This window comes from Echinicola vietnamensis DSM 17526 (assembly GCF_000325705.1).
In the GTDB taxonomy this organism is placed as follows: domain Bacteria; phylum Bacteroidota; class Bacteroidia; order Cytophagales; family Cyclobacteriaceae; genus Echinicola; species Echinicola vietnamensis.
Window position 1 is genome coordinate 3675653 of record NC_019904.1, and the last position, 13579, is coordinate 3689231.

The following is a 13579-nucleotide window of genomic DNA, read 5'->3' on the forward strand; positions in this document are numbered from 1 at the left end:
GCATGAATAACTTAACCAGATCAATCATTCCAATCATCGTCCTGGCAGGACTGTTGGTTTCTTTTGTCCGAAAGGATCAAGACATCACCATTTTTATGATAGGCGACAGCACGATGGCCAATAAACCTTATTCGGGCAGCAACCCTGAGAAAGGCTGGGGGCAGGTATTTGGTTTATATTTCAATGATGGCGTGCGTGTGGAAAATCATGCCTTGAATGGTAGGAGTACCAAGAGCTTTCGCGACGAAGGGCATTGGGACAAAGTCTACCAGTCCATCAAGCCGGGGGATTATGTCATCATTGAATTTGGCCATAATGACCAGAAGTCAAAATCGCCTGAGCGGTATGCTGCACCCGATACGGATTATCGTAACAACTTGATTCGGTACATTGAGGAGACTTATGAAAGGGGAGGAAAGCCTGTATTGGCCACGCCCATTTCCAGACGAAGTTATGAAGATGGCGTCTTGGTGGATACGCACGGACGGTATTCAGAGGTGGTAAGGGAAGTGGCAGCGGAGTATAATATCCCACTTTTTGACCTACACAGCAAAACGGTTGAAGTGATCGAGCAATTTGGGGAAGAGAAATCAAAGGAGCTCTTTCTCCATTACAAACCGGGAGATTACGAACGGTTTAAAGAAGGACAAGAAGACAATACCCATCTAAGCCCCACGGGAGCATTCAAAGTGTGTGATTTGGCGGTGGCCGAGCTGAAACAGGAGTTGCCTGAGTTGGTGATCTTTTTGAAAGATTAGTTGGTGTGATGGAGGTACTGGTAAATATCGATTCCAGTTTTTGATTTTAGTTCAGCGATAGAAGCTGTAGCAGAGTTGGAGGTTAGATCCCAAACAGTACAACTATTCTAAAAGAGGTATTCCTCCTTTGTATTAAAATGAAAACGTAAGAATAATGAAATGCTCAGTCAAGATACTATTGTCCTTGCTGCCATTTATGCTTTTGATGGGATTTAATGATAAGGAAAAAATCGTAACGGTCTATTTGGTCGGTGATTCCACCATGGCAGACTATAGTGATGATTATGATCCTGGAAAGGATTATATGAAGACGCGCTATCCGGTGACTGGTTGGGGACAAGTGTTTCAGCCTTTTATGAGCAAAGAGCACATAGCTGATTTGAAAGGGCTGATTAACGCGGACTCTATCGTAGTGGATGACAGGGCAAGAGGAGGAAGGAGTACTCGGACGTTTTTTGAAGAAGGCAGATGGCGGGATGTTTATACGGCCCTAGAGCCCGATGATGTGGTGTTGATGCAATTTGGACATAATGATGCCGCAGAGAGCAAGCCAGCCCGATATGTAACCCCAGAAGGGTATAAAGAGTACATTCGCCTGTTTGTATCCCAAGCCAGGGATAAAGGCGGTATTCCAATCATTGTCACTCCGGTCAACCGGAATTATCCTTGGAAAGACGGCCAACTGCAAAACGTACACGGTGAATACTATACTGCAGCAGTGGAGGTGGCCAAAGAGATGAAGGCCCGGATGATAGATTTGACCAAGCTGTCCATGGAGCATTTTTCCGAAATGGGGAAAGACTATGTGACCTCGCATTACTTTATGAATTTTGAAGCAGGTCTGTATGAAGCGTATCCCGATGGAAGTAATGATAATACGCATTTCCAACCGGAAGGAGCTCGCGCAGTAGCAAAACTGGTTTATGAAGCCATGATCGAGTTGGCACAAGAAATCCCGCACACACCTAACCCTTGATTATACTTTCCCATGCTAAGACACCAAATAACCACCGTTTTTCTTTTAGCCTTTTCGGTCATGACAGGGCTCCAAGCCCAGCATGTCAATTCTTATCCCAAAGATGGAAAGGTGCGTGACCTAAAGGGTAAAGTCCAAGAAGATATTGTGGTCGCAAAGGATGGCAGTGGTGATTTTTTATATATCGCAGATGCGCTCGAAGCCATCAGGGTTTACCTTCCCAAGCCCATTACCGTTCACATCAAGGAAGGCGTTTATAAGGAAAAGTTAGAGATTCCAGGGACGATTACCAATGTGACCTTCAAAGGAGACGGGCCAGGCAAGACCATTATCACTTATGATGACCATACGGGGAAAGACTATATGGATACTTTTGATTCCTATACCTTGTTGGTTTGGGGAAACAGCTTGACGTTTAAGGATATGACCATTCAGAATACAGCAGGTTCAGTAGGACAGGCTGTGGCCCTTCATGCAGAGGGAGACCGTTTGGTGTTTGAAAACTGTCACTTTAGAGGTGATCAGGATACGATGTTTGCTTCCGGTGAAAACAGCCGGCAGTATTTTAAAGACTGTTATATCGAGGGAACTACTGATTTTATATTTGGTGGTGCCACAGCATTATTTGAAGACTGTGAAATTCACAGTAAATCCAACTCCTACATTACCGCGGCATCCACATCGGAGTGGGTGAAATTCGGCTACGTTTTTAAAAATTGCAGGTTGACGGCAGCAGAAGGGGTTGAAAAAGTGTATCTGGGAAGACCTTGGCGGGATTTTGCCAAAACTGTTTTTATCAATTGTGAAATGGGCTCGCATATCGTTCCAGAAGGATGGCATAATTGGGGTAGGGAAGAGACGGAGAAAACGACCTTCTATGCCGAATATGGCTCATACGGGCCTGGTGCCAATAGATCAGCGCGAGCGACATGGTCGCATCAACTTGCGGACGAGGAAGCGGATGCATATACGATTGCGAATATATTTGCTGGCCACACCTGCCCAAAAGGTGCTTATGGCTTTCCTTGGTATGGGTATGCGGTAGACAGTTCTTTTAATCTTGACGATTCCTATGAAAAGTACAAGAAGTACTTTCCCGATATCCAGCCAGTTTCTAATGTAGCCATAGAAGGGGTGGAAACAACGAATGTAAAATACAAGGACCTAGGCTATAGGAGCCTGGAAATGGATGTTTTTTATCCTGAGGAGAAAAGTAAGCTCCCGGGTATTTTATTGGTCCATGGAGGGGGATGGCGTTCCGGAAATCGATCCCTTCAAGCTCCCTTGGCAAAAGCGTTGGCGAAGAGGGGGTATGTAACAGCAGTGATGGATTACCGGTTATCCTTGGAGGCACCATATCCGGCTGGAGTGTATGATGTAAAAGATGCTGTCAAATGGCTAAAATCGCATGCAGATAATTTTGGGCTGGATACCAGTAGGGTGGCCATATCGGGAGGGTCCGCAGGAGGACAGCTCGCCGCATTGGTGGCCATGACCAATGGACGGCTGGCATATGAGGAAACCAATAATGGGGATCAACACGCTTCTTCGACCGTGCAAGCGCTCATAGACATGGACGGAGTTTTGGCCTTTCATCATCCTGAATCATCAGAGGGAGAAGTAGCCGCCCAATGGCTGGGGGGCACGTATGATGAGGTTCCTGCTATCTGGGAGGCTGCCTCCGCCTTACATCAGGTGAGTGAACGAGCCGTCCCGAGCCTTTTTCTGAACAGTCAATATCCACGATTCCATGCCGGGCAGGATGATTTGATCCAGCAATTGGATCAGCGAGGAATTTACAGCGAAGTGCATGGATTTGAGCGCAGTCCTCATCCATTTTGGTTGTTTAATCCGTGGTTTGAACAAACGGTAGATTATGTGGATTCATTTCTAAAAAGCGTGTGGTAAGGCCAATTTTAAGATGATTTTAAGGAAACGATTCCGTAATAGGAAATCGATTGCACAATATTGAATCGATTTAGTGCTTTAGGAATTGTAAGGATAGTTATGGCTGATGATTTATATTAACATTACTGTTGTTAATAAATTTTTATATGGAAATAACGGATAACTGTAAAATTAATTTGTAAGTGTAAAAATTATTAGTTAAAATGCAATCGATTGCGCATTTTTAACCTGTTTGCTGCACTCAAAGTCAACTTGATTAGTAAACCCTTAATTAAAATAACCATGAAAAGCCCTCCCATATCTTACATCCCCGAGGCAAAAGCATCTCGCTGTACAAGTACCAATTTACGCATGAATTACCGCTTACCAGTAGGTCATCCCTTACTGGAGTACTTTCATATTTATTAACAAAACCCAATCAATATCGAAATGATGTTTACCAAAAATCTTTCGGGTTTTACCCGATGCATTTCATTGCTTTTGATGCTGATGGTGATGGGTGTGATGGACCTCCAGGCCCAGACATCGGAAATTACCGGAGTAGTCAGAAGCTCAGAAGGTGAGACCATACCGGGTGTCACCGTTATGCTAAAAGGATCAGGTACAGGAACCAGCACAGACATGGATGGAGCCTATAAACTGACCGTAAACGACCCCAATGGGACATTAATGTTTTCTTCCATTGGGATGATCAAGCAAGAAATCCCCATCAATGGCCGATCTACCATCGATGTTACCATGGAGATGGATGTGGCACAGCTTGACATGGTGGAAGTAGTAGACTATGGATACGGAACGGTAAAGAAGACCGACATGACCGGTTCGGTTGCTTCCATGTCCGGAAAGGAATTGGCCAAGATCCCTGTGGCCAGTGCTGCACAGGCCATCACGGGTAGGCTTCCCGGTGTTCGGGTATTGACCACAGATGGTTCGCCAGGAGCGGATGTGGTGATCCGTGTAAGGGGCGGAGGATCCGTTACCCAGGATAACTCACCACTTTATGTAGTCGATGGATTTATTGTGGGAAGTATACGGGATATTCCACCGACTGACATTGAGTCGATCACGGTGCTAAAAGATGCGGCGGCTACGGCCATTTATGGTGCACAAGCAGCCAATGGGGTTATCGTCGTGACCACCAAAACCCCAAAAGCAGGCAAGACTTCTATCTCATACAATAACTTCTTCCAGTGGAAAAGCCTTCCCAAGGACCGACGGTATAATGTCCTTAATGCCTACGAATATGTCCTTGCCAATTATGAGTATGCCAAATTGCAATCGAATGCTGCCGTTAGAAACTTTGAAAAGTTTTATGGTGTGTACGACGATTTGGAACTTTATCAGCAAAAGCCGACGACCGACTGGCAGGATGAACTTTTTGGTGATCCTAAGCTCAGCCAATACCATAACTTGAGCATTAGCGGTGGTACAGAAAAGACCAAATTCATGCTGAGCCTTACTAATAATACCGATGAAGGTTTGATGCTGAATTCAGGTTACATGAGAAATGTGATCAACTTTAAATTGAACCATCAATTGGCCGACAGGCTGACCATGGACGTGGGAGCCAGGGTAACCCACACCGTGATTGACGGGGCAGGTACTTCTGGAAATGCCCAAATAAGCATTAAAGATGCTGTGCAGACCAGGCCCACCAACGGAATTGCGGATGAATTGGACATTGATATGAACCAAATCAACTCCGAAGATGATTTCCAATCCTTCCTGCTCAGCTTGGTAAGCCCTGTAGAATTGGCAAAGCAAGACTGGAGAAAGCGGACAGAGTATGATTATGTCTTCAATGCAGGCTTGACTTGGGAGGTGATCGATAACCTTAATTTTAAGTCGACCTTTAACGGTTCCAGAGACTTCAGAGAGAACCTGAGGTTTTATGGGCCATTGACCGGTGAATCCTTCAACAACGGTAATAATATGCCCTTGGGACAAAGAGAAGATCGCTCAAGCTTTTCCTACCGCTGGTTAAACAGTGTTTCCTATAAGTTTGATGATTTGGGCACTGATCATGACCTTGATTTCTTGGTAGGTCAAGAGGTTTATTCCAGCGGAGGAAAGAGAAGTTTTCTGCGAGCGGAGGACTTCAGGCTGTCCATTACACCGGAAGAGTTGTTCGCCAACATGACTTTTGGTCGGGCAGACCGCCATGAGACAGAAGATTACACTAACTCCAACCGTTTTTCACTCTTCGGTCGGGCCAACTACCAATTTAAAGGCAAGTACCTTTTCACGGCCACGGTAAGGTCAGATGCTTCCAGTAAGTTCTCCAAAGACAACAGAGTAGGGGTGTTCCCTGCTGTAGCCGTGGGCTGGAAAATTTCTGAGGAAGATTTCTTGAAGGCATCATCATGGGTGGACGAGTTGAAACTGCGATTGAGCTGGGGAGAGACGGGTAACGATAGGATCGAAACCACCGCCACACAGTTTCTTTTCAGTGCTTCCACCAACCGAGGCCCTGGTTTTGGCAATACGGACAATGTATTTTACCAACCGTCCAGCAGTACGCTTTATAATCCAGACTTGAAATGGGAAACCACCATTACCAAAAACATTGGCTTGGACTTTACGTTGTTCAAGGCCAAGGTGGAAGGTAGTTTGGACTTTTATCGAAATGTCACCAGAGACCTTTTGCTTCAATCTGCCATTCCGCCGAATACGGGCTTTTCTACCCAATGGAATAATGTCGGAAGTACTTCCAACCAAGGGGTGGAATTGGGCATCAATGCCTTTATCATCGACAAGCCGGACTTTTCCCTCTCGGTTAACTTTAACACAGGGCTTAACCAAGCACGTGTAGAGGAACTGGATGGAACCAATGAACGATTCTTCCAATCCAATTGGGCCAGCACGGACCTGAACAATATCAACGACTTTTACCTTCGTGTGGGAGGAAAGATTGGCGACGTGTTCGGTTATGTGACCGATGGATACTATACCGAGGATGATTTTGAAGGATATGATGCGGCAGCGGGTGAGTATATTTTGAAGGCAGATGTGCCCAACTCGACTTCAGTAGTAGGCAATACCAATATCAGACCGGGTTTCTTAAAGCTAAAAGACCTGAACGATGATGGTCAAATTGATGCCGATGATCGAAAAGTGATCGGCAATACCCTTCCTAAAAATCAAGGTGGATTTGGGGTGAATGCTAGATGGAAAGGTTTTGATGCAGCCATCTTCTTCAATTACCAGTTTGGAAATGATGTTTACAATACCGGTAAGATCCAGTATAACCAATTCAGAAGGGTGACATACGGAAATATGCTGACCACCATGTCATCAGAAAACCGCTATACCTATTTGGATGTGGACGGCACTTACACCGGAACACCTGGTGAGATTGTCACCGATCTTGGCCAGCTAGAGGAAATGAACGCTGGTAAGAACATCTGGTCCCACAACAGTTATGGGATTGCAGGAGCTGTGATTCACTCATGGGCGATCGAGGATGGTTCATTCATCAGGCTTAATAACCTTACCGTAGGTTATTCCCTTCCTACGGAGTTGATTTCCCGCATTGGCCTTTCCCAGTTTAGGATATACGCCACAGGAAACAACTTGAAGTTGTGGACGGATTACACTGGCTACGATCCAGAGGTAAGTACCAGCAGAAGCAGCAGTTATTCTGCGTTGACTCCAGGTGTGGATTATTCTTCTTTCCCAAGAAGCCGATCCTATACAGTAGGTGTTAATGTGACATTCTAAACACGAAACGTATCATGAAAATAAAACATATAATTATAGCAGCGGCTACGGCGACCATGATGAGTTCTTGTCAGGACTTCCTGGAGCCAGAATCGCTATCTACCTTTGATTTAAACTATATTTATTCAAATGTGGATGATGCCAGAAAAGGTGTTAACGCCATCTATTCCCACTTTGGTCAGGATGCTTTCCGTTCCAGGTTATCCAATAACATGACCGGTAACACGGATATTGAGCATTCCAGCGGGTGGAGCAGTAACGGTGACCGTTATCAGATTTGGGATTTGGAGGCATTGGAGAGCAACCGTGACCTGCAGATCGTATGGACCTATGCATATCGTGCCATCAGGGACGCCAATATTGCCATTGAGGGCTTGGAAGCCAGTGGGATGTTGGAGTCTAATGATGCTTCCACCGCTCAGACCATGAACCACCTGTTAGGGGAAGCTTATACGTTACGGGCGTATTGGTACAGCATGCTGACTTATTATTTCGGTGATGTGCCTTATATGATAGAAGCACCCAAGGCTGGACTTGATTTTAATTTGCCCAAAAAGAACAGGAATGAAATCCTGGCAGAGGAGATCAATAACCTGATTAATCTGGAAGAAAACATGCTATGGGCAGATCAGTTGCCCAATGGTATCGAGCAGGTGAACCGGGAATATACCTTAGGGATGATAGCCCGTCTTTCCTTACAAAGGGGAGGGTATTTTCTGACTCCAGAATTGACCATGGAAAGGGAAAGCGATTACCTAGACTATTATCAGATCGCTAAAGACTATACTCAAAAACTGATCAGCCTAAAGGATCGGGAGCTTAATCCTAGTTTCCGTCAGGTATTTATGAACCAGTGTACGTTCCAGTCACCAGAAAATGATGACATCCTGTTTGAAGTGCCTTTTGCCTTGGGCAATGGCGATGTAGGATGGAATATTGGCGTAAGGGTAGATGGAGGCAATACCGCTTCCCATGATTATGGCTCAGGAAACAACTATATGGCCATTCCTCCTACCTATTATCTTTCCTTTGACACCTTGGATATCAGAAGGGACGTAACCTGTTCTCTGTACAAGGTAACCACAGAGTTTACCTATGAATTTGTCAATGGTGGATTGGATATCGGCCAAGGAAAATGGAGCCGTCACTTTCTGCCTACGCCTCCCGGCAAATCCACTGCCAAAGGTACCGGCATAAATTGGCCGATGATGCGCTATTCAGATGTGCTGCTAATGTTTGCTGAGGCTGAGAATGAACTCAATGGTCCGACTGCAGACGCTCAGGAAGCCCTGAAGCGCGTGCGAAGAAGAGCCTTTGACGCCGCCCATTGGGGACAAAAGGTAGATGCATATGTAGGACAGGTTTCCGGCGGAAAGGATACCTTTTTTGAGGCGATCGTAGATGAACGCGCTTGGGAATTTGGTGGAGAAATGATCCGTAAGTATGAGTTGATCCGCTGGGGAATTTATTCAGAGAAGATGGCCGAGACCGTGGAAGGACTGAAAGAACTGGCAGATAATGCGTTTAACGGTACCACGAGGTATCCTGATTACATGTATTGGAAGGTGAATGAAAACGGAAACTTTACCATCTTGAACCCTAATAAGCGGGTGGTGGCTCCACCGGATGATACGTGGACGCAGCAATCATTCCTGCTTGCCTTGCACAGCGATGAATTCGGTTATCAGGAGTGGGTGACCAAGGATTGGGAGAACTACATCAATGGTCCGCAACCGGGCGTGGTTCGCTATATTTTCCCGATTCCAACGGAGGCTATCGCCAATAGCCAGGGAACGTTGACGAATGACGGTTATGGATTTTAAGGATTGACCTCTAATGCTAAAAATGGAACCAATGAAATTTATCAAAAACAATATATATCAAAGCATCTGCATCCTTATGCTGGGACTGGTGGTGATCAGTAGCTGTAAGGAAGATGATGAAATGTTTGACAGAACAAGGCTCTTCAGGCCCGTGTTGATCGAGGATTTATATGCTGAGGAAAATACCATCATCGTAAACATGGGCAAGATGAAAGAAGCCGTATCTTATACGTTGGAGGTCAGCAGGGATTCCTTTGCTACGGCCCCAGAGTATGTCATCGATACGGATACCAATTATGTGGAACTTAACCAGGAACTTCTCGGGCAAGCATTGTTTTGGGATATGCTCTATCAAGTAAGGGCTACCGCTCATGCCGATGATCCCGAGTATGACAGTAAGATCTCCGACCTCGGTTCGGTGCGGACACAGCGATTTCCGACGATCCTAAATGATCCTGAAAGCTACGATGTGATTGATGTCGCGGCCCACGTTACATGGCAAACCATTGGCGCGGGGGTCACCGAGGTGAAGGCTTATAGCGCAGAGGATTTGTATTTAGAGACGCCATTGATCGAGCAAGAGGTAAGCAGTGCTGAGCAGGAGGCCGGTGACATGATCTTGACCGGGCTGGAGCCGGAGACCGAATACCAAGTGGCCATCTACAGTGATGATGTCTTGCGCGGATGGGTAAACTATACGACACTCCCTCAGGATATAGATCCCAACGGCCCAGGAGTGATTGACATACGGGAAAATACCAGTCCATCAGCCGTATCCGATGCGGTAGCCATGGCGCCTGATGGAGCCACCATTTTGGTGAAACGTGGCGTGACCTATGATTTCCCCGATGATAATTTGAACAAGTCTATCACCATCCGTGCGGCCTATGGCTTTGGTGAGCAAAAAGCCAAGCTATATACCACTGGCAATTGGGACGTTGATGATAATTCCGACATCGACCATATCCGCTTTATAGACTTAGAATTGAGAGGGGAAGATTATGGCGGAGATTATGTGTTCAACCCGAACCGTGAAAATGTTCATGTGGGTGAATTGAGTTTTGAAAATTGTGAGATCGGAACCTTCAGAGGAATCCTCAGGGTGCGTACGAGTACTGTAATCGATAATTACGTTATTAAAAATTCCGTAGTGGACAGTATCGGTGGTTACGGCCTATTCACAGTGGACACAGAAGGCACTGCCATGATCAAAAATATCCGCTGGGAAAACAGTACGTTTAACAAAGTACAGTTTGGGGTGACCTCCAGAAGTCAGTCTGAGTCATTTGTTATCGAGAGCTGTACGTTTGCCAACTTTGTCAGTGGAGGCAGTGGATTTTTCCGCTACCGAGGTGGAGACGGCAATAACAACGTGACCCAAGGTATCGTGATCCATAACAGTATTTTCGGTCATGGATGGGACGAAGCCATGGAGGAGGATTATGCCATAAGGGGTATTTATGATGGATTGGAAAATACCAATTTCGACATTGTAAATGTATACAGTACCAATGATTTTAGTTTCTCCAGTGGTGAAATCCCTGGATTCCCGGTAGGGAATTATAGTGGAGCCCAATCAGATCTATGGGTGGATCCTGCAAACAACGACTTCAATTTCCAAGATAGGGGATTTGCTGGTCGGTTTGACAGTGGTGATCCTCGGTGGAGGGTGAAATTGTAACCTTTGAGATTCGTTAATCATTTATGAACCATAAGAGGGCTGTCTCTTAATAAGTCAACAAGTAAAGGTCTGGTAGATGATGCTATGGCCTAGCGTGTGGACTTATGGGGCAGCCCTTTTTCAATAAACCCTGATCATTATGAGAATTAACCATTTAATTTTTCGATCTCTATTTTTGATCGTCATGTTGATGCTAAACATCAGTTGCAGTGAATCGGAGCCTGCACCAACGCCTGATGAGGAAGAGGAGGATGAAGTGTATGAAGGACCGGAATATGCTTTTCCAGGAGCAGAAGGTTATGGACAATATACCACTGGAGGTCGTGGTGGAGAGGTCTATTATGTAACTAGATTGGACGATGACAATAGTCCGGGTTCTCTGCGCTACGCTATAAACCAAGCAGGTAAACGAACGATTGTGTTTAATGTAGGAGGGACGATTGCGTTAAAATCAAAATTGAATATCAGTAGGGGCGATGTCACCATCGCAGGTCAGACTGCTCCTGGGGGCGGGATCACCCTGAGGAATTATCCCGTGACCATCGATGCGGACAATATCATCATCCGTTATCTTCGCTTCAGGATGGGGGACACGGCAGACCAAGAAGGGGATGCCCTTGGTGGTCGGTTTCATAAAGACATTATCATTGACCACTGTTCCATGAGCTGGTCTACAGATGAGTGTGTTTCATTCTATGCGAATGAGAATTTCACCTTACAGTGGTGCATTATCGCTGAGAGCCTTAAGAACTCCGTTCATGAAAAAGGCAGTCATGGATATGGAGGCATTTGGGGTGGTCGGTATGCTTCCTTTCATCATAACTTACTGGCCCATCATGATAGCAGAAATCCACGACTGGGAGAAGAAGCGGGAAAAGCTTTTGCGCTGACGGATTTGGTGGATCTTCGGAATAATGTGATTTACAATTGGGGAAATAACGCGGCTTATGGCGGTGAAGCCATGAATGTCAATATCGTCAACTGTTATTACAAACCCGGGCCGGCAAGTCCTTCGGGAAGTAAACGAAACCGGATCATGTCCATCGATAAAAATAAAAATGAAGGGACGGAGGTTTATGACATTTGGGGCAAGTTCTATATTGATGGAAACGTGGTAGAGGGTAGCTCACAGACGTCAAATGACAACTGGACTTATGGTGTGTTTAACCAATTCCACAGCAGTTATGGCACGGTCAGTGATGCCGATAAGGCAGCCATGAAAATGAACCAACCGCATGAACTGGAAGGTTTTACGGTGACGACGCATGACGCTGAAGAGGCCTATGAGCTCGTACTGGGTCAGGCAGGAGCCAATTTAGAAAGAGATGAGGTGGATTCCCGGATAATTGCCAGTGTCCAAGAAGGGGATTTTGACGCACAGGGCTCCAACGGAAGCACCAACGGCATCATCGACACCCAAAGTGATGTGGGGGGCTGGCCGATGCTGGAAGCAGGGAAACCTGTGATCGATACGGATGAAGATGGTATACCTGACGACTGGGAAACTACCCATGAATTGGATCCTGAAAATGCCGATGATGGTCGTGAGATCAAACCCGGGACGCCATATACCTACTTGGAAATATACCTCAATAGTCTCGTTACCGATTTCCCATTGCCTTAAAATTTACCTTATGATTGATGTTCGCAAAGCAAAAGGCCTAATGAAAACGGGCTTGCTGCTGTTGTTACTTCCTCCTATAAGCTGTTCTGGGAGTGAGGAAATGACACCTGAAAAGGACACAGCAACAGGTGACATTACCTACGATTTTATAGTAGACCAAAAGGGATCAGGTGATTTTTTATCTGTTCAGGAAGCGATAGATGCCGCACGCTCCTTTCAGCAGGATCATCAGTACATTTTGGTGAAAAATGGCACTTATCAGGAAGAAATAGAGATCCCAAAGGGAAAAGATAATTTGGTGCTGATCGGTGAAACAAAAGGCGAGGTGGTGTTAACGTTTGACAATGCCGCGGAGAAAATCGATGAGGAGACAGGAGCGCCATTTGGAACGAGTGGATCGGCCAGTACTTATATTCACGGTGAAGGATTTGTGGCCGTGAACATGACCTTTGAGAACAGTGCTGGGACGGAGCATGGGCCAGGTTTGGCCGTTTATGTCAATAGCGACAGGGCTTTGTTTTACCATTGCAGTTTTTTAGGCAGACAGGATACTTTTTATGGGAATAGAAAGCGAATGTTTCTTAAAAACTGCTACCTTGAAGGTACGGTTGATTTCATCTTTGGCCCGGTCACAGCGGTATTTGAAAACTGTGAAATCCACTCCTATGGAGGAACCTCCATCACTGCAGCTTCCACCGAGTCGTATGTGGATTATGGGTTGGTATTTCGGGAATGTACCCTTACCGCCGAATCAGGGGTGAAGACGGACCTGGGGAGGCCATGGAGACCATATGCTGCCGTCGCCTATATCCAGTGTGAAATGGGCGGTTTTATCAAACCGGCAGGATGGAACAATTGGGGAAACAGTGACAATGAACAGACTGCCCGATTTGTAGAGTATGGGAATACAGGAGCAGGGGCAACTACTACCCAAAGGGTCAGTTGGTCCAGGCAATTGGATGAGGATGAAGTTGGGGCTTATGAAACCCTCGAAGTTCTCCAATCAACCTATGCTGAAAATAAAGTAACGGACAACTGGGATCCTTATGTCCTTTTAGAGGATTTGTCCGAATTAATTAAATAGATAAT

8 protein-coding genes are annotated in these 13579 nt (G+C 45.8%); all 8 read left to right on the plus strand.

The window, feature by feature from the left end; translation table 11 throughout:
- Window positions 1-2 precede the first annotated feature (2 nt).
- Complete coding sequence (locus tag ECHVI_RS15015; protein WP_015266870.1) at window positions 3-758, plus strand: rhamnogalacturonan acetylesterase; 756 nt, start codon at window positions 3-5, stop codon at window positions 756-758.
- 154 nt (window positions 759-912) lie between these two features.
- Window positions 913-1734 (plus strand): rhamnogalacturonan acetylesterase, encoded by an 822-nt coding sequence (locus tag ECHVI_RS15020; RefSeq protein WP_015266871.1) that lies wholly within the window; start codon window positions 913-915, stop codon window positions 1732-1734.
- 12 nt (window positions 1735-1746) lie between these two features.
- Complete coding sequence (locus ECHVI_RS15025) at window positions 1747-3642, plus strand: pectinesterase family protein (protein ID WP_015266872.1); 1896 nt, start codon at window positions 1747-1749, stop codon at window positions 3640-3642.
- Between the two features lie 429 nt (window positions 3643-4071).
- On the plus strand, window positions 4072-7362 hold the full coding sequence (locus tag ECHVI_RS15030) for a SusC/RagA family TonB-linked outer membrane protein (protein ID WP_015266873.1): 3291 nt from the start codon (window positions 4072-4074) through the stop codon (window positions 7360-7362).
- Window positions 7363-7376: 14 nt separating this feature from the next.
- Window positions 7377-9185 carry a RagB/SusD family nutrient uptake outer membrane protein gene (locus tag ECHVI_RS15035; protein WP_015266874.1) on the plus strand — a complete coding sequence of 603 codons (1809 nt, stop codon included), beginning with the start codon at window positions 7377-7379 and terminating at the stop codon, window positions 9183-9185.
- A 31-nt stretch (window positions 9186-9216) separates the two neighbouring features.
- Window positions 9217-10866, plus strand: a complete 1650-nt coding sequence (locus ECHVI_RS15040) for a DUF4957 domain-containing protein (protein WP_015266875.1) — start codon at window positions 9217-9219, stop codon at window positions 10864-10866.
- 139 nt (window positions 10867-11005) lie between these two features.
- Window positions 11006-12490, plus strand: a complete 1485-nt coding sequence (locus ECHVI_RS15045; RefSeq protein ID WP_015266876.1) for a pectate lyase family protein — start codon at window positions 11006-11008, stop codon at window positions 12488-12490.
- Between the two features lie 10 nt (window positions 12491-12500).
- Window positions 12501-13574, plus strand: a complete 1074-nt coding sequence (locus ECHVI_RS15050) for a pectinesterase family protein (RefSeq protein ID WP_015266877.1) — start codon at window positions 12501-12503, stop codon at window positions 13572-13574.
- Window positions 13575-13579: the final 5 nt, after the last annotated feature.

Excerpts from the sequence above, each read along its gene's own strand:
- ECHVI_RS15050 (WP_015266877.1), top strand. The coding sequence starts at position 12,501 with ATGATTGATGTTCGCAAAGCAAAAGGCCTAATGAAAACGGGCTTGCTG.
- ECHVI_RS15040 (WP_015266875.1), top strand. The coding sequence starts at position 9,217 with ATGAAATTTATCAAAAACAATATATATCAAAGCATCTGCATCCTTATG.
- ECHVI_RS15045 (WP_015266876.1), top strand. The coding sequence starts at position 11,006 with ATGAGAATTAACCATTTAATTTTTCGATCTCTATTTTTGATCGTCATG.
- ECHVI_RS15025 (WP_015266872.1), top strand. The coding sequence starts at position 1,747 with ATGCTAAGACACCAAATAACCACCGTTTTTCTTTTAGCCTTTTCGGTC.
- ECHVI_RS15020 (WP_015266871.1), top strand. The coding sequence starts at position 913 with ATGAAATGCTCAGTCAAGATACTATTGTCCTTGCTGCCATTTATGCTT.
- ECHVI_RS15030 (WP_015266873.1), top strand. The coding sequence starts at position 4,072 with ATGATGTTTACCAAAAATCTTTCGGGTTTTACCCGATGCATTTCATTG.
- ECHVI_RS15015 (WP_015266870.1), top strand. The coding sequence starts at position 3 with ATGAATAACTTAACCAGATCAATCATTCCAATCATCGTCCTGGCAGGA.
- ECHVI_RS15035 (WP_015266874.1), top strand. The coding sequence starts at position 7,377 with ATGAAAATAAAACATATAATTATAGCAGCGGCTACGGCGACCATGATG.